We start from the raw sequence: 16,380 nt of genomic DNA, 5'->3' as shown, positions 1-16,380 counted from the left end.
CGCCCGCGCCCGGCGGCGGCCGCGCACCCGGCGGCGCGCCGAGCGCGACCGCGCGCGGCGAGCTGCGCCCCGGCGGCGCGACCTGGATCTCCGGCCGCGCGGTGCTCGTCGGCGCCGTCGGCGGCGTGCTGTCAGGGCTGCTCGGCGTCGGCGGCGGCGTGATCATGATCCCGCTGCTGGTGCTGTGGTTCGGCCTCGGCCAGCGCGAGGCGCACGCGGTCTCGCTGGCGGCGATCATCCCGATCTCGGTCGGCGGGATCGTCACCTACGGCGCGGCCGGCGAGGTGCGCGTGCCGCAGGCGATCGCGCTGACGGTCGGCTCGATCGTCGGCGCCCGCTACGGCGCCAAGCTGCTCGCCGACATCGAGCCGGCGCAGCTGCAGTTCGTCTTCGGCATCTTCCTCGTCGGCGCCGCGATCGTGATGGGGGTGACGGCATGAGCATCGAGATCGCGCTCGCGCTCGCCGCCTTCGGCCTCGCGGTCGGCGCCGCCGCCGGCCTGCTCGGCGTCGGCGGCGGGATCCTGATGGTGCCGTTCCTGACGCTCGCGATCGGGATCGAGCAGCACGCCGCGCAGGCGACCTCGCTGCTGGTCGTGCTGCCGACCGCGATCGTCGCGACGATCACGCTCCAGCGCCGCGGCGTCGGCGACCTCTCCGGCGCGCTCCAGCTCGGGGCGCTGGGCGCGCTCGGCTCCGTCGGCGGCGGCCTGCTGGCGCTCGCGCTGCCGGCGAGCGCGCTGCGGATCTGCTTCGCCGTCTTCCTCGGCGGGATCGGGATCCGCCTCGCCCGCTCCGGCTGGAAGGCGATGCACGTCGAAGCACATGGCTGAGGGCGCGGCCGCCGCGCCGCCGCCCGCCCCGGCCGCCGGCACCGCGTCGCCGGGCGCGCCGAGCGCGTCGCCGCCGCGCAGAACCCGCGCGCTCGACCGCGGCTTCTGGCTGCTGTTCTGCTCCTCGGCGCTCTGCTTCCTCTCGATCGGCGCCTACGCGCCGGTGCTGCCGCGCTTCGTGCAGGACGAGCTGGGCGGCGGCGGGCTCGAGGTCGGGCTCGTGACCGGCATCACCGCGGTCGTCGCGATCGTGCTGCGCCCGAGCGCCGGCGCGCTCGGCGACCGCCGCGGCCGCCGCTTCGCCGCCCTGATCGGCTCGCTCGTGATGGGCGCCGGCGCGGCGCTGCTGCTGGGGCCGGAGCTGCTGCCGGTCGTGCTGCTGGCGCGGCTGGCGATCGGCCTCGGCGAGGCGCTGCTGAGCATCGCCTCGATGGCGTGGGTGATCGACCGCGCCCCCAACGAGCACCGCGGCCGCGCGCTCGGCGCCTTCGGCATGAGCATCTGGCTCGGCCTGGGCCTCGGCCCGCTGGCGGCCGAGGCCCTGCGCGTCGACCACGGCTTCACCGCGGTCTGGATCTTCTGCACGGTCACGGCGCTGGCGTCCGGCCTCCTCCTGGGCCTGCTGCCCGCGCCCCGGTCGATTGCTGTCGATAGACGACAGCAATCGACCAGACTCCTCCCGCAGATCCCCACCGCTGCGCTGCGCCCCGGCGCGGTGATCGCGCTGGCGCTGTACGGCGAGGGGATCATGGGGGCGTTCGGGGTCATCCACCTCGTCGGCCGCGGCGTGCCGGAGGGGGCGCAGCTGGGCGGCGCGGCGTCGATCTTCACCGTCTTCGCCGCGGTCACCTTCGCCGCCCGCATCGGCGCCGTGATGCTCGTCGACCGGATCGGGCCGTTCCGCTGCGCGCTGCTGGCGAACCTGCTCGTCGGCGGCGGCTGGGCGCTGTTCGCGACCGCGCAGGGCTTCGCCGCCGCGGCGGCCGGCGCGGCGCTGGTCGGCGCCGGCTATGCGCTGCTGTACCCGGCGCTCGGCCTGCTCGTGACCGCGCGCGTCGTCGCCGAGGACCGCGGCGCCGGGCTGGGGACGTTCATGGCGTTCATGGACATGGGCTTCGGCGCCGGCGCGGTCGCCGGCGGCCTGATCGTCGCGGTCGCCTCGACCGCGCTCAGCTTCTGGTCGGCGGCGGTCGCGGCGGTGCTCGGCGTCGCGCTGCTGCTCGGCCCCGGCGGACGGCCGCTGCGAGCGGTCCGCGCCGGCGACCAAATCGAATCCGTGGGAGGCGAACCGGCCCGATGAGAGCGCAATTGCTGACTGGCGAGATCGTGACGATGGACCGGCGGCGCCCGCAGGTGCAGGCGCTCGCGATCCAGGACGGCAGGATCGTGGGGTGGGGGTGCAGGGAGGAGGCGGCGGCGCTGCTGCCGCCCGGCACGCCCGAGCGGCGCCTCAGAGGCACGCTCGTCCCCGGCCTGATCGACTCGCACGTGCACATGCTGTGGGGTGGGCGCGACCGCGACCGCGTCGAGCTGGCCGGCTCGGCCTCGGTCGCCGAGCTGCTGGAGCGCGTGCGGGCATGGGCGCAGCAGCGCCCGCACGACCCCTGGATCGTCGGCTCCGCTGGCGTCGACGCCGAGCGGCTGGCGGAGCGGCGCTTCCCGACCCGCGCCGAGCTGGACGCGGCGAGCGGCGGGCGCCCGCTGTTCCTCGACCGCCGCGCCCACGACGCGCTCGTCAACTCCGCCGCGCTCGCCGCCGCCGGGATCGGCGGCGACACGCCCGACCCGCCCGGCGGCGTGATCGAGCGCGACGGCGACGGCGAGGCGACCGGCCTGCTGGTCGAGCGGCCGGCGGCGGAGCTGGTCGAGCGGATGCTGCCGGCGGCGACGCTCGCCGATCGCGTCCGCTGGCTGGAGTCGATCCAGCCGGTCTTCCACCAGGTCGGCATCACGGCGATCTGCGACCCGGCGCTGCTGCCGGAGGAGATGGCCGCGTACGAGGCCGCGCTCGCGCAGGGCGCGCTCAAGGTCCGCACGACGATGATGCCGCTCGGCGACGGCGAGGTCGCGCCCGACGAGCGCTGGCGCCAGTTCGAGGCCGCCGGCATCGATCTCGACCGCGACGACCCGCTGCTGAAGGTCGGCCCGGTGAAGCTGTTCGGCGACGGCGGCGGCTCGCTCGCGACCGCGCTGCTGCGCGAGCCGTGGCCCGGCAGCGACGGCTACCACGGCAACCTCACCACGAGCGAAGCCGCCATCGACGACTACGCGCAGTGGTGCGCGCAAAACGGCCGCGGCCTCGGCATCCACTGCGTCGGCGGCGCCGCGATCGACATGGTCTTGAAGGCGTTCGCCGCGGCCGACGCAGCCCACGGCCCGATCGCACCGCTCGGCTTCACGCTGATCCACGCCTACCTGTGGCCCTCGCCCGAGAACATGCGCCAGGCGCGTGAGCTGGGCGTGCTGGTCGCGACGCAGGCGCCGCTGCAGTGGAGCTTCGGCCGCGGCCTCGTCGAGCGCTTCGGCGTCGAGGCGATCGGCCGCGCCCATCCCTTCCGCTCGTGGCTGGAGGCCGGCGTCACCGTCGGCGGCGGCAGCGACGGACCGGGGGAGCAGCTCGCGCCGCTGTTCGCGCTGAGACAGCTGCAGACGCGCGAGGTCGACGGCGTGCCCGGCCCGGTCGGGCAGCAGGAGTCGGTCAGCGCCGAGCAGGCGCTCGCGCTCTACACGACCGGCGCCGCCGCGATCACCGGCATGCCGCGCACCGGCCGCCTGGCGCCCGGCTGCGAGGCCGACCTCGTGCAGCTCGACCTCAACCCGCTGACCGCGCGCCCGGCCGACCTGGCCGACGGCCGCGTGCTGATGACGATGGTGGGCGGCGAGGTCGTCCACGAGCACTGAAAGGGGATCCCCCGATGGTGATCGACGCCTACAACACCGCGCAGGACGTGCGCGGCCGCTCCGACTACCTGACCGGCGCCAAGCCGGGCGAGCCGCCGCCTCCGTACAGACCGTTCGACGCGGGCAGGCTGCTGGAGCGGATGGACGCCGCCGACGTCGACATGGCGATGGTCTGCTCGCTCGCGCAGCGGATCGAGAACGACTTCATCGCGAGACTGGTCGCCGACCACCCCGACCGCCTGTTCGGCTTCGGCCAGGTGCTGCCGCAGGACGACGACGCGCTGGAGACGATCGACAGGATCGCCGCCGCCGGACTGTCGGGGCTGAAGCTGCACCCGTCGATGCACGGCTACCACGTCGCCGACCACGGGCTGCTGGATCCGGTCTTCGCGCGCTGCCGCGAGCACGGCCTCGCGGTCCTGATCAACGCGCTCGACGACTCCTTCTGCGCCCCGTTCGCGATCGAGGAGATCGCCAAGGGCTTCCCGGAGGTGCCCACGATCATCGCCCACATGGGCGCCGTCTGGAACGTGCCGGAGGCGATCATCGTCGCCGAGCGCCACGACCACATCCTGCTGGAGACCTCGGCGACGCTGCTGGCCGACGTGCGCCGCGCCTACGCGCGCTTGGGCCCCGAGAAGATCGTGATGGGCACCGAGTGGCCCGGCCACGACTTCGACCTCGAGCGCTTCAAGATCAGGAAGGCGATCGAGGACGACGCCGACCGCGCCCTGATCGAGGGCGGCAACATGGCCCGCGTCCTCGGCCTCGCCGCCCGCGCCTAGCCACGATCCCCGTGAAGTCACTGGTCCCACAGACCAGCAACTTCACGGGGATCACCATCTGCGGATCGTCTTCGCCGGCAGCAGGCCACGAACGGTGGCGCGCTCGACGGCGCCGGTGTCGTCCGCATACACCAGCACCGTCGCGTCCGGGCAGTAGTCGGCCAGCAGCTCGCGGCAGACGCCGCAGGGGCTGATCACGCGCAGCGTCTCGGCCGGCTTGTAGTGGACGGCGACGATCGTCTCGACGTCGAGGTCGCCGGCCGCGGCGGCGGCGCCGATCGCCATCCCCTCGGCGCAGATGCCGCTGCGGCGCGCCGAGCCGTCGCAGTGCAGGCCGACGTGGATCGCGCCCGCGCGCGTGCGCAACGCGGCCGCGACCTCGTGGCGGCCGGCAAGATGGCGCGCCGCCAGCAACTGCCCGGCGCGCGTCAGCAGCTCCTGCTCAGCGGCGCTGATGTCCGGTGGAAGCTTCATTTCCGCAGGATACAAAACAGCCATCTTGGGATCCACTCAGGATCCACTTGGCCAGGATGTCGAGGTGCCATGGGGCTGAGAATCGACATCGCGGCCTTGACAGCGTGTGGCGGACCTCGTTACGGTTGCACCAGTTGGATCCATCGGAATCAAAGATGGATCCACGTAGAGCAAGGTCGTGAACGTCGCGAGGGTTTCGTGGTCGCCCCCGCCCCCCCAGCGGACCGGACGGACTCGCTTTTGCCAACAGGAGGCAGGTTGATGGACGATCAGACGCAGCGGTGGAACGGCGAGCTGTCTCGTCGAACGCTGCTCAAGCGCGGCAGCGTGACGCTCGGGATGCTTGCGGTCCCGGGCCTGCTCGCCGCCTGTGGAAGCAGTGACGACACCAGCACGGCCGCGACCGCCGCGACGTCGGCGGCCACCAGAGCGACCGAGCCTGCGGAGCTGACGAGACTGATCGACGCGATCAGATCGAAGGAGGTCATCATCGGCTCCTTCGGCGGCACGACCGAGGAGGCGCGCAAGGCGGCCTTCTGGGACTCGTTCACCGAGCGGACCGGCGTCAAGATCCGCATCGTCGACATCCCCGGCTCGCTCGGCGACGACATGCTGCTCGGCAAGGTCCCGACCAGATGGGACGCGGTCCACTCCAGCGGCTACATGGTGCTGCTCGCCGACGAGGGCAAGAAGCCGCTGCCGACGCTGGAGATGACCGAGGACCTGCTCCCGCCCGAGGTCGCGAAGTCCTCGTTCCAGTCGTTCTACATGGGCTACGTGCCCGGCTACATCACCGGCACGTGGGACAGAGAGATGGCCGGCTGGGCCGATTTCTTCGACACCAGAACCTTCCCCGGCAAGCGCGCCTGGCCGAACAGATACTACTTCGAGGGCACCCGCGAAGCGGCCCTGCTGGGCGACGGCGTGACGCCGGACGACCTCTACCCGCTCGACGTCGAGCGGGCGGACGCGAAGATCAAGTCGATCTGGGACGACATGGTCTTCTACGAGGCGTACCCGCAGATCCAGCAGTTCCTCTCCTCCGGCACAGCCGCGGTCGCGTTCGCTCCCAACGGCATCTTCTCAGGCGCGAGAAAGCAGGGCCTCGACGTCACGATCGACTGGACGCTGCCGCTGCTGTCGCTCAACAACATGGCCGTGATGCCGGACGCGCCGAACCTCGACGCCGTCCAGGCGCTCGCCGGCTGGTGCGCGCAGCCGGAGCGCGCCGCCGAGTTCGCGCGCATCACCAACTACGGCCCGCCCGTCAGAGCGGCCTTCGACGACATGACCGAGGAGGAGAAGAGCCTGCTCCCCAACGCCCCCGGTCGCGACACCGTCATGCCGACCGACAAGTACCTCTCGGAGGTCTTCGACAGATTGGCCGCCGACAACCAGAAGCTCTTCTCCTAAGGCAGGCACTCGCTCCTCATGTCCGTCCGATCCACCCCCGCGCAGACGCTGCCGGTGCCCGCGCGCCGCGCCTCGTCGCGGCTGCGCGGGGCGTTCGGCGGCAGCGGCGTCGCATGGCTGCTGGCGCCGCCGCTCGTCTTCCTCGCGCTCGTCCTCGTCGTCCCGCTCGGCTACCTCGTCTACCTCGCGTCGCAGGAGTCGGGCTTCTCCAGAGCGCTCGACAACTCGATCTTCACCGACTCGATCCCGCGCACGTTCGTGCTCGCCGCCGTCGTGACGGCGTTCGCGATGGTGCTCGGCACGATCTACGCGATGGCGCTCGCGATCGCCCCGCGCTGGGCGGCCGTGCTGATGCTGGTCGCGCTGATCACGCTCTTCTGGACCTCGCTGCTGGTCCGCACCTACGGCTGGATGATCCTCTACTTCCCGAGAGGGCCGCTGTACGACGCGCTCCACGCCGTCGGCCTGCGCGACAGGCCGCTCGACATCTACCAGACCAACCTCGCCTCCTATCCGGCGATGGTCCACGTGATGCTGCCGTTCGTCGTGCTGCCGGTCTACGCCTCGCTGCTGCAGCTCGACCCGCTGCAGGTGCGCGCCGCGCGCGTGCTCGGCGCCAAGCCGCTGCTGATCCTGCGCAGCGTCGTGCTGCCGCAGCTGCGCGCCGGCCTGCTGGCCGCGGGCGTGCTCGTCTTCATCATGTCGCTCGGCTTCTACGTCACGCCGGAGATGCTCGGCAGCCCCAACGGGGCGATGGTCGCGGGCGTCATCGGCGGCCAGTTCAACCTGCCCGGCCAGACCTCGACGGCGGCCGCGATGTCGGTCCTGCTGGTGATCGTGATCGTCGTCGTCTACGCCGCCGCCGATCGCCTGTTCGGCGTCTCCAAGCACTGGGGGAGAAGCTGATGCGCGCTGAGCTCCGCGCCGGCCTCGGCTTCGGCCGCGCGCCGTTCCTGATCATGGGCGGCCTGCTGGCGGTCTTCCTGCTGCTGCCGCTGCTCGTGATCGTCCCGACCTCGTGGACGAGCGGGATGCTGATCGAGTTCCCGCCGAGAGGGTTCTCGCTGCAGTGGTACGACAGAATGCTGGCCGACCCGACCTGGATCGACCCGCTGAAGGTGTCGCTCAAGATCGCGAGCATCGCGGCGCTGCTGGCGACCTTCTTCGGGACCGCCGCCGCGCTCGGCATGCGGCGGCTGGTCGGCGACCGCAGCAGCGCGCTGATCCGCAGCCTCTTCATCCTGCCGATGGCGATCCCGTACGTCTCGTACGCGCTCGGCGCCTACAACCTCTTCCTCGACCTGCCGGCGGGGTTGAGCGAGACGATCGTGCCGCTGGTGCTGGCGCAGTCGCTGATCACCTTCCCGCTCGTCTACATCGTCGTCTCGGGCGCGCTCTCGGGCGTCGACCCGCGGCTGGCCAGCGCCGCCTCGACGCTCGGCGCGCGCTGGCCGACGGTCGTCTGGCGGATCGAGCTGCCGCTCGTGCGGCCGGCGATCTTCGCGGGCGCGCTGTTCGCCTTCGCGACCTGCTTCGACGAGGCGGTGCTGGCGATCTTCCTCTCGCCGATCGACCAGGTCACGCTGGCGCAGCAGCTCTACCGCTCCGCCAACGAGGCGATCGCCCCGACCCTCTCCGCCGTCTCGACGTCGATCACGCTGCTGGCGATCCTCGTGCTCGGCGTCGCAACCCTGATCGGCCGACGTGCCGCAACCCGAAACGGAGGTACGGCATGAGCGTCCGGCTCACGCTCGAGGACGTGCGCGTCGAGCTCGGCGGCAACGAGATCCTGCACGGGATCTCGTTGGACGTCGCGCCCGGCGAGTTCGTCACGCTGCTGGGGCCGTCGGGCTCCGGCAAGACGACGACCCTCAACGTCATCGCCGGCCTCACCGGCACCTGCGGCGGTCATGTCCGCTTCGACGGCCAGCCGGTCGAGAAGCGCCCGCCGCACGACCGCGACATCGGCCTCGTCTTCCAGTCGTACGCGCTCTTCCCGCACATGACCGTCGGCGACAACGTCGGCTTCCCGCTGCGCACGCGCGGCGTCTCCAAGAGCAGACGGCGCGAGATCGCCAAGCGGATGCTGGAGCTGGTCCACCTGCCGGACATGATCGACCGCACCGTGCGGTCGCTCTCGGGCGGCCAGCAGCAGCGCGTCGCGCTCGCGCGCGCGCTGGCGCCCGAGCCGAGCGTGCTGCTGCTCGACGAGCCGATGGCCGCGCTCGACAAGCAGCTGCGCGAGACGATGCAGATCGAGATCAAGCGGATCCAGGCCGAGGTCGGCGTCACGACGATCGCCGTCACGCACGACCAGACCGAGGCGCTGACGATGTCGGACCGCGTCGCGATCATGCGCGACGGCAACGTCGAGCAGCTCGACGCGCCCGAGGTCCTCTACCGCAAGCCGGCGACGCTGTTCGCCGCGCAGTTCCTCGGCGAGGCCAACCTGCTGCCGGTCAGCGACGGCCGGCTGCACGGCTTCGACGCGGCCGTCGGCGCGCGCGCCGGGACCGCGATCGTGCGGCCGGAGGAGCTGACGCTCGGCGCGCGGGCGCACGCGGACGCGCCGCGGCTGCGGGCGCAGGTGCGCACGACCTCGTTCCAGGGGACGCGCTACCGCGTCGAGTGCGTGCACGACGTGCTCGGCGAGCTGGTCGCCTCGATCCCGCCGGACGTGGCGCCGGCCGCGGTCGCGCCGGGCAGCGAGATCGAGATCGCCTGCGCGGTCCCGGCCGCCGTCCACGTGCTCGCCGACGTCGACGCCGCGGCTGCCGCCGCGGCCTCCGCGCCGGCGGCGTCGAGGCTCGCCGCGGCGTGATCGAGACCGTCCTCGGTCCGATCGAGGCGGCGTCGCTCGGCGTCGTCTCGATGCACGACCACCTGCTGACCGACGCGCGGATCCTGCACGCGCCCGCGAGAGAGCCGCTGCCGGAGGATCCGCGCGTGACGCTGGAGAACCTCGGCTTCGTGCGCTGGAACCTGCTGGCGCTGGAGGACAACCTCGTGCTCGACGACGCCGCGCTTGCGGCGTCGGAGCTGGCGCGGGCGGGGGCTGAGGGCCAGCGGGCGGTGGTCGACCCGACCTGCTGGGGGCTCGGAGCGGCGTACGAGCGGCTGCCCGAGATCTCGCGCGCGAGCGGCATGCACGTGGTCGCCGGCTGCGGGGTCTATCTGGACCGGCCGCACCCCTCGCATGTGGCCGCGCTCGACGAGGGCGAGCTGGCCGATTCGTTCCTCCGCGCGCTGACCGTCTCGCTGCCCGGTGTCTCGTTTCGCGCGGGGCTGCTGGGGCTGATCGGGACGAGCGAGCCGGTGACCGGCGGGGAGCGCAAGGCGCTGCGCGCCGCCGGCCGCGCGGCCGCCGCGACCGGCGCCGCGGTGCTCGTGCGGCTCGACCCCTCCGCCCGCAGAGGGCAGTGGGTGCTGGACGAGCTGGCGGCCGTCGGCTGCCCGCCGGCGCAGGTGATCTTCGGCAACGTCGACGAGTTCATGGAGCCGGCGTACCTGGTCGCGCTGGCGGCCTCCGGCGCGACGCTCGAGGTCTGCTTCGGCAACGAGGCCTACTACCGCGACGGCTACGGCGACCCGCCCGACGGCGTGCGGCTGGCCGGCATGGAGACGCTGCTCGGCGAGGGCCTGGCCGGGCAGATCGTGCTCGGCAACTCGGTCTGGACCAAGAGCCAGCTGCGCGCCTATGGCGGGATGGGCTACGAGCACCTGCTGCGGCGGATCGTCCCCGCGCTGCGCAAGCGCGGCGCCGGCGAGGAGCAGCTCGACCTGATGCTGGTCGACAACCCGCGGCGCCTGCTCGACCGGCTCGCCGCTTGATCGTTGTCTCATTTCGTTTGAGGAGGTAGTGATGGTCGACGCGACGCTTTCGATCCACCCCGAGATGCTCCACGGCGGCCGCCGGCCGACCGTCGAATGGCCGTGGACGCTCGACGGCGGCGACGACTACAACGTCAGCCGCTGGACGATCTCCGCCCACGCCGGCACGCACGTCGAGGCGCCGCTGCACACGGTCGCAGGCGGCGCCGCGATCGACGCGCTGCCGCTGGAGACGTTCGTCGGGCCGGCGCGGGTGCTCGACCTGACGAGCGTGACCACCGAGATCACCGCCGCGGACCTGCTGGCCGCGGGCCTCGGCGACGAGTCGCGCGTGCTGCTGAAGACGGCCAACTCGACGACCGTGCTGCTGGAGCGCGACAAGGCCGAGCACTGGATCGGCGTCGCGCCGGACGCGGCCGCGCTGCTGGTGGAGCGCGGGGTGCGCGTGCTCGGCGTCGACTACCTGACGATCGAGGCGCCGGCGCGCGAGGCGACCTTCGACGCGCACTACGTGCTCAACGGCGCCGGCGTCGCGCTGATCGAGTCGCTCGACCTCGCGGAGGTCTCGGCCGGGCTGGTCGAGCTGATCTGCCCGCCGGTCCTGCTCGACGCCGAGGCGGCGCCGGCGCGGGCGCTGATCCGGCCGCTGGTGGCGGGCGAGGGCGGCGGTCAGCTGATCGACGTCTCGATCCCCGTGCGCGAGCGGATGCTGACATGGGGGAAGGCGCCGCAGCGGATCGTCGTCGAGTCGCTCGACGGCGGAAACATGTGCAACGTCACGCGCTGGACGATCGGCACCCACACCGGCTCGCACGTCGACGCGCCGCTGCACTACAGCGCCGGCCAGCCCGCGATCGACGCGATGCCGCTGGAGGTCTTCCACGGGCGCGCGCAGGTGCTCGACCTCACGGGGGTCGCTGCCGACGTCACCGCCGCGGATCTGGAGGCCGCCGGCCTCGGCGACGCCCCGCGCGTGCTGCTGAAGACGCGCAACTCGGGCGAGCGGCTGCTGCACGGCGACGCCAAGCCGGAGGCGTGGATCGGGATCGCCGAGGACGCGGCGGCGCTGCTGGTGCAGCGCGGCGCGGTGCTGGTCGGGCTCGACTTCCTCTCGATCGAGGGGGTCGCCGAGAGCGCCGGCGGCTGGGCCGCCCACCACGTCATGTGCGACGCCGGCCTGGCGCTGCTGGAGGCGGTCGACCTGGCCGGCGTGGAGGCCGGCGAGTACGAGCTGTTCGCGCTGCCGCTGCCGTTGAGCGGCGCCGAGGCCGCGCCGGCGCGGGTGTTCCTGCGGACGCTGGCGTGAGCGACGCCGCCGCACGCGAGGACGCCGTGCCCCAGCGCGAGGCCGCGCCCAGACGCGAGGCCGCCGCCTCCGCGCGTGACGCCGCCGTCTGCGACCGCCTCTTCTGCCTCACGCTCGGGTGGGAGTACGTGCCCGAGTTCGTCTCGCTGGAGGGCGGGTCGCGGGCGGTGCTGAGAGAGCCGGTGATCGCGATCGTCGCCCGCTCGCCGATCGGCTGGGTGCTGCTGGAGACAGGCATCGACGCGCGCCGCTTCCGCGGCGGCGCCTCACCCCTCTACCGTGACGGCGCGCCGGAGTTCCCGACCGACGGCGACCCGCTGCTGGACGCGCTCGCCTCCGTCGGCCTCGCGCCCGGCGACCTCGCGCTGGCGGCCGTCTCGCACCTGCACATCGACCACGCCGGCGGCCTGCGCCACCTCGCGGCGGCCGGCGTCGAGGTCGCGATCCAGCGGCGCGAGCTGGCGTTCGGGCTGGAGCGGGCCGGCGAGCCGGAGTTCTACCTGCGCGAGGACTACTCCCACCCGGAGCTGCGCTGGCGCCAGCTGGACGGCGACGCGCCGATCGCCCCCGGCATCGACGCGATCTCGACTCCCGGCCACGCGCCCGGCCACATGTCCTACCGCGTCACGATGGCCGAGTCGGGCACGTGGATCTTCGCGATCGACGCGATCGACCTCGGCCGCGGGATCGCCGAGGACCGCTGCATCGGCTGGGCCGCCGACCCCGCCGACGACCCGCTGCGCCGCCGCTCGCACGACCGCCTCGTCGCGTTGGCGGCCGCCGAGGACGCGCGCCTCGTCCCCGGCCACTGCCCCGAGACGTGGCCGGCGCTCGCGCACGCCGAAGGATTTCGATGAAAGGACCGCTCGCATGACCGCCGCCGCCCCCGACCTGACGACCCCGCCGCCGCCGATCGCGCTGGAGGAGTTCTCCGCCCGCCGCGCGCTCGCGCTCAGGGTCGCGGCCGAGCATGAGCTCGACGGCCTGCTCGTGTGGGGCTCGCGCAACTGGCCGTGGGCGGTCAGATGGCTGGCCGACCACCAGTCGGGCTTCATGCAGCAGGGCGCCGCCTCGACCTTCGGCGACAAGGGCTTCTCGGTCCTGATCCTGCCGGCCGACGGCGACCCGATCCTCGTGCTCGACCAGCGCGTCAGACCGGGCGAGGTCGCGATCGAGGACGCCCGCACCGGGCCGACGATCACGCCCGCGGTCGCCGACGCGCTGCGCGAGGCCGGCCTGGTCGGGAGACGGCTCGGGATCGTGGGGGAGGGCGCGCTGCTGGACCGCCAGCGGCGCGAGGTCGAGGATGCCCTCGGCACGTCGCTGAACCTGGTCCCGGCCGACCGCTGGATCGAGCCGCTGGCGCAGATCAAGAGCCCGGCCGAGCAGGAGCTGCTGCGCTACGCCTCGCACGTCGGCAGCGCCTGGATGACCGCGATGATGGAGGCGGTCGAGCCCGGCCGCACCGAGGCCGACCTGGTCGCCGCCGGCCTGCCGATCATGCTCGCCGCCGGCGGCTGGCCGATGGACGTCGTCGCCGGCTCCGGCAACCCCGCGCGGCCCCAGGCCGAGCGCGGCATCCCCTCGTTCGACGCCCGCCGCCCGTTCGCGGCCGGCGACCTCGTGCGCGTCGACGGCTTCGGCCCCGTGGCCGGCGGCTACTACTGCGACCTCGCCCGCTCCGCCTGCGTCGGCGCCGAGCCGACCGACGAGCAGCGCGCCGTGCTCGAGCAGGCGGTCGAGCTGATCGACCTGCTGGTCGGCGCGCTCAGACCGGGCGTGACGTTCGGGAGCGTCCACGACCTCGGCGTCGACTACCTGGTGCAGCACGGCCACCCGCCGCACGGCTACTTCGAGGGCTTCTGGCCCGCCTTCGGCCACCAGCTCGGCCTCGGCACGACCGCCCCGTTCGTCAGCGAGGGCGAGTCCGCGCTCGTCACGCCCGGCATGTCGCTGTCGCTGGAGATCGTCGTCGGGACTCCCGCCACCGGCGGCATCTCCCACGAGGAGTGCGTGATCATCCACGAGGATCACGTCGAGGTGACGACGGCGAGCTGCAGACAGCGCTGGTGGTAGGCGGCAGCGCCTCGTCTGGCGGGGCGGCCTCGCCCGGCGCGGCGGCGCCGCCCACCGCGCGCTGGGTCGACGGCGTCGCCTCGCGCGTGACGCTCGCGGCCGCCGACACGGGCGGCCGCGTCGCCGTGCTGGAGGAGGTCGCCCCGCACGGCACCGCCTCACCGCTGCACTCCCATCCCGAGGACGAGACCTGGCACCTGCTGGAGGGCGAGGTGACCTTCTGGCTCGGCGCCGAACCGCCCCGCCGCGCCCGCGCCGGCGAGACCGTCTTCGCCGCCGGCGGCCTCCCGCACGCGCTCCGCGTCGACTCCGCCGGCGCGCGCATGCTCGTCGTCTCGACCCCCGCCGGCCTCGAACGCTGGACCGAGCTGCTCGGCACCGCCCACCCCGACGACCCACCGCCCACCCGCTCTCGCGTCAGCGCCGTCGCGCGACAGCTCGGCGTCGTCGTCCACGGCCCGCCGCCGCTGACCGATGACTCTCGCGCCGTCGCGCAGTCTTTGCGCCCATGAGCACTGAGAGAAGCACCGTCAAGGGCCCGGCCTCGTACTTCCCGTCGATCGAGAAGAGATACGGGAAGCCGATCGACGAGTGGCTGGAGCTGGTGCGCCAGTCGCCGCTGGAGAGACATGGCGAGAAGGTCGCGTTCCTGAAGCAGGAGCACGGGATGGGGCACGGGCACGCGAACGCGGTCGTCGCGTATGTGAGAGCGGAGGGCTAGAGGCCGAACAGCTGCGCGGCGGTGCGGCCGAGGATCAGGTCGCGCTCGCTCGTGGAGAGGCCGGGCAGCCTGGTGACGGCGTCGATCACCCAGGCCGGCTCGTACCAGGGGAAGTCGGAGCCGGCCATCACGCGCTCGACGCCGACGGCGCGCACGAGCGCGGCGAGCGCGGCGGCGTCCTCGGGGGCGTTGCTGCCGCCGACCCACGAGACGATCTCGGAGAGGTCGAAGCGGACGCCGGGGAAGGCGTCGGCGACCGCGACGATGCGGCGGAAGTCGCCGCCGCCGAGGTGGGCGAGCACGAGCGGCAGGCGCGGGAAGCGCTCGGCCAGCGGGACGAACGCCTCCGGCGTCGCCCAGCCGGTCTCGAGTCTGTCGGGGCCGCAGTGGGCGATCACGGGCAGGCCGCGGTCGCTGCACAGCTCCCACAGCGGATCGAGCGCGGGATCGGACGGCAGGAAGCGCTGCGCGACCGTGTGCAGCTTGACGCCGCGTGCGCCCCGCTCGCTCGCCAGCGTCCCGACGTGGTCGGCCGTCTCGGCGGGCGTCATCACGCCCGGGTGGACGGTCAGCATCGGCAGCAGTTGCGCGTGCTCCTGCGCCAGCGCGCAGAGCCACTCGTTGAGGCCGATCAGGTCGGCGGCGCGGTCGGCGTGCGGCGGCGGGCCGTCGGCGCCCGGCCAGGTCAGGCCGCTCGCCGGCTGCGGCATCCCGTCCATCAGGAAGACGTTCAGCACCGCCGCGTACGACACCCCGGCCTCGGCGAGCGCCGCGAGCGCGTCGGCCGCGTCGCCGCCACGCTCGGAGTACGTCACCCCCTCCAGCGTCCCGTACTCGACGATCGGGTAGTCGGCCTTCGCGCGCACGCCGATCTCGCGCTCGCGGTAGATGTGCAGGTGGGAGTCGATCAGCATCAGGCGGCCTTCGGGTCGGGGAGCGCGGCGGCGGGCAGGCCGAGGCGGTCGCGCACGCGCGGCAGCACCTCGGTCGCGAGCAGGTCGAGCGAGCGCAGATAGGGCGCCGGGTCGTCGGCGTAGTCGTAGACGCTCGCGAGCAGGGTGCCGAAGCCGCCCGTCGCCTCGTACAGCGAGACGATCCCGTCAGCGACGGTCTGCGGCGAGCCGAGCAGCCATCTGCGCTCGGCCAGCAGCTCGGTCGTGATCGGCGCGCCCTCGGCGGCGAGCGCCGGCGCGAAGTGGACGAGGCGGCCGTTGGCCTCGGCGTAGGGGAGGATCCAGTCGCGATAGGTGCGGCCCATCGCGCCGCCGACCGCGTGCTGCCATGCCGCCTCGTCGCTGTCGGCGACGAACAGCGGGTGCGACAGGCGCCAGACGTCGCGGTCGGGCGTGCGGCCGGCCTCCAGCGCGCCCTCCGCGTAGACCTCCCAGTGGCCGGCGGCGTAGTCGCGGCTGTGGACGACCGTCATCGGGACGAAGCCCTGCGCGCCGGCCCGCCGCAGCGACGCCGACCGCGGCGAGGCGCCGACGACCGCGATCTCCGGCCGCTCGCCGCGGAACGGTCTCGCGTGCGGCCCGTGGAAGACCTCAGAGAAGCCCGGCGAGTCGACCGTCCAGTGCTCGCCGTCGAAGCGGAACGGCTCGCCGCGCGACCAGGCGCGCCAGAGGCCGAGCATGATCTCCTGCGACTCGCGCGCCATCGCGCCGTTGACGGCGGCGCCGCCGGTCGCGAACAGCTGCTGGTCGGAGGCGAAGCTGCCGGCGCCGAACGCGACCATGTAACGCCCCTGCGCGACCTGGTCGAGCCAGGCGATCCGCTGCGCGAGGTTGACCGGGTGGTGGTACGGCAGCAGATGGGCGGCGGGGCCGAGCCGGATCGATCTCGTCTCCCGCAGCGCCATCGCGATCAGCAGGTCGGGCGCCGACAGCGGCTCCCAGCCGAGCGTGTAGTGCTCGCCGAACCACGCCTCCGCGAAGCCGAGCGCGTCGGCGTGGCGCAGCACGCCGAGGTCCCACTCGAGCGCCGCGGGGACCGCCCGCTCGGGCGGGTGGAAGGTCGTGAAGAAGAGGCCGAGCTGCATCCT

The 16,380-nt window shown here is 73.4% G+C and carries 18 protein-coding genes; 15 read left to right on the top strand and 3 right to left on the bottom strand.

All coding sequences use genetic code 11. The features are described from left to right. The 5 genes from Q7L73_RS25080 to Q7L73_RS25060 all read left to right on the top strand — a co-directional run. A partial coding sequence (locus tag Q7L73_RS25080) for a sulfite exporter TauE/SafE family protein (RefSeq protein WP_304715700.1) occupies window positions 1-440 on the top strand: 440 nt, incomplete at its 5' end. Further along, window positions 437-832 carry a TSUP family transporter gene (locus tag Q7L73_RS25075; RefSeq protein WP_304694224.1) on the top strand — a complete coding sequence of 132 codons (396 nt, stop codon included), beginning with the start codon at window positions 437-439 and terminating at the stop codon, window positions 830-832. The genes Q7L73_RS25080 and Q7L73_RS25075, both read left to right, overlap by 4 nt. Next, entirely contained in the window at window positions 825-2,132 is a 1,308-nt protein-coding gene (locus tag Q7L73_RS25070) for an MFS transporter (protein ID WP_304694227.1), read from the top strand. Before Q7L73_RS25075 ends, Q7L73_RS25070 begins: the two co-directional genes overlap by 8 nt. After that, entirely contained in the window at window positions 2,129-3,733 is a 1,605-nt protein-coding gene (locus Q7L73_RS25065; RefSeq protein WP_304694229.1) for an amidohydrolase, read from the top strand. The genes Q7L73_RS25070 and Q7L73_RS25065 overlap by 4 nt, the downstream gene beginning before the upstream one ends. 14 nt (window positions 3,734-3,747) lie before the next feature. Beyond that, window positions 3,748-4,518, top strand: a complete 771-nt coding sequence (locus Q7L73_RS25060; protein ID WP_304694231.1) for an amidohydrolase family protein — start codon at window positions 3,748-3,750, stop codon at window positions 4,516-4,518. Between the two features lie 51 nt (window positions 4,519-4,569). Here Q7L73_RS25060 and Q7L73_RS25055 read toward each other — a convergent pair whose 3' ends face one another. Further along, window positions 4,570-4,992, bottom strand: coding sequence for a hypothetical protein (locus Q7L73_RS25055; protein WP_304694233.1), 423 nt, complete (start codon window positions 4,990-4,992; stop codon window positions 4,570-4,572). A 261-nt stretch (window positions 4,993-5,253) separates the two neighbouring features. Here Q7L73_RS25055 and Q7L73_RS25050 point away from each other — a divergent pair, with 261 nt between their 5' ends. Genes Q7L73_RS25050 through Q7L73_RS25005 form a run of 10 tightly spaced genes read left to right on the top strand, consistent with a single transcriptional unit; the run spans window position 5,254 to window position 14,339 of the window. Then, window positions 5,254-6,405 carry an extracellular solute-binding protein gene (locus tag Q7L73_RS25050; protein WP_304694235.1) on the top strand — a complete coding sequence of 384 codons (1,152 nt, stop codon included), beginning with the start codon at window positions 5,254-5,256 and terminating at the stop codon, window positions 6,403-6,405. An 18-nt stretch (window positions 6,406-6,423) separates the two neighbouring features. Next, the gene (locus Q7L73_RS25045; protein WP_304694237.1) at window positions 6,424-7,311 is read left to right on the top strand and encodes an ABC transporter permease; all 888 of its coding nucleotides are present in this window, start codon (window positions 6,424-6,426) and stop codon (window positions 7,309-7,311) included. Next, a complete protein-coding gene (locus Q7L73_RS25040) occupies window positions 7,311-8,141 on the top strand; it encodes an ABC transporter permease (RefSeq protein WP_304694239.1) in 831 nt (276 codons plus the stop codon). Before Q7L73_RS25045 ends, Q7L73_RS25040 begins: the two co-directional genes overlap by 1 nt. After that, on the top strand, window positions 8,138-9,226 hold the full coding sequence (locus tag Q7L73_RS25035) for an ABC transporter ATP-binding protein (RefSeq protein WP_304694241.1): 1,089 nt from the start codon (window positions 8,138-8,140) through the stop codon (window positions 9,224-9,226). Before Q7L73_RS25040 ends, Q7L73_RS25035 begins: the two co-directional genes overlap by 4 nt. Next, the gene (locus Q7L73_RS25030; protein WP_304694243.1) at window positions 9,223-10,236 is read left to right on the top strand and encodes a phosphotriesterase; all 1,014 of its coding nucleotides are present in this window, start codon (window positions 9,223-9,225) and stop codon (window positions 10,234-10,236) included. The genes Q7L73_RS25035 and Q7L73_RS25030 overlap by 4 nt, the downstream gene beginning before the upstream one ends. Window positions 10,237-10,267: 31 nt before the next feature. Continuing rightward, a complete protein-coding gene (locus tag Q7L73_RS25025) occupies window positions 10,268-11,542 on the top strand; it encodes a cyclase family protein (RefSeq protein ID WP_304694244.1) in 1,275 nt (424 codons plus the stop codon). Then, window positions 11,539-12,399 carry an N-acyl homoserine lactonase family protein gene (locus Q7L73_RS25020; protein WP_304694246.1) on the top strand — a complete coding sequence of 287 codons (861 nt, stop codon included), beginning with the start codon at window positions 11,539-11,541 and terminating at the stop codon, window positions 12,397-12,399. The genes Q7L73_RS25025 and Q7L73_RS25020 overlap by 4 nt, the downstream gene beginning before the upstream one ends. Window positions 12,400-12,412: 13 nt before the next feature. Then, window positions 12,413-13,618, top strand: coding sequence for a Xaa-Pro peptidase family protein (locus Q7L73_RS25015; protein ID WP_304694248.1), 1,206 nt, complete (start codon window positions 12,413-12,415; stop codon window positions 13,616-13,618). Next, window positions 13,612-14,130 (top strand): cupin domain-containing protein, encoded by a 519-nt coding sequence (locus Q7L73_RS25010; protein WP_304694250.1) that lies wholly within the window; start codon window positions 13,612-13,614, stop codon window positions 14,128-14,130. Before Q7L73_RS25015 ends, Q7L73_RS25010 begins: the two co-directional genes overlap by 7 nt. Next, the gene (locus Q7L73_RS25005; protein WP_304694252.1) at window positions 14,127-14,339 is read left to right on the top strand and encodes a DUF4287 domain-containing protein; all 213 of its coding nucleotides are present in this window, start codon (window positions 14,127-14,129) and stop codon (window positions 14,337-14,339) included. Before Q7L73_RS25010 ends, Q7L73_RS25005 begins: the two co-directional genes overlap by 4 nt. Here Q7L73_RS25005 and Q7L73_RS25000 read toward each other — a convergent pair. After that, window positions 14,336-15,253 (bottom strand): amidohydrolase family protein, encoded by a 918-nt coding sequence (locus Q7L73_RS25000; protein WP_304694254.1) that lies wholly within the window; start codon window positions 15,251-15,253, stop codon window positions 14,336-14,338. The genes Q7L73_RS25005 and Q7L73_RS25000 overlap by 4 nt on opposite strands. Then, window positions 15,253-16,377 (bottom strand): LLM class flavin-dependent oxidoreductase, encoded by a 1,125-nt coding sequence (locus tag Q7L73_RS24995; RefSeq protein WP_304694256.1) that lies wholly within the window; start codon window positions 16,375-16,377, stop codon window positions 15,253-15,255. The genes Q7L73_RS25000 and Q7L73_RS24995 overlap by 1 nt, the downstream gene beginning before the upstream one ends. Window positions 16,378-16,380: the final 3 nt, after the last annotated feature.

The sequence above is a fragment of the Conexibacter sp. CPCC 205762 genome, assembly GCF_030646155.1.
GTDB lineage: Bacteria > Actinomycetota > Thermoleophilia > Solirubrobacterales > Solirubrobacteraceae > Conexibacter.
Note: the sequence above shows the minus strand (reverse complement) of the source record. Positions and strands in the feature narration are given on the sequence as shown.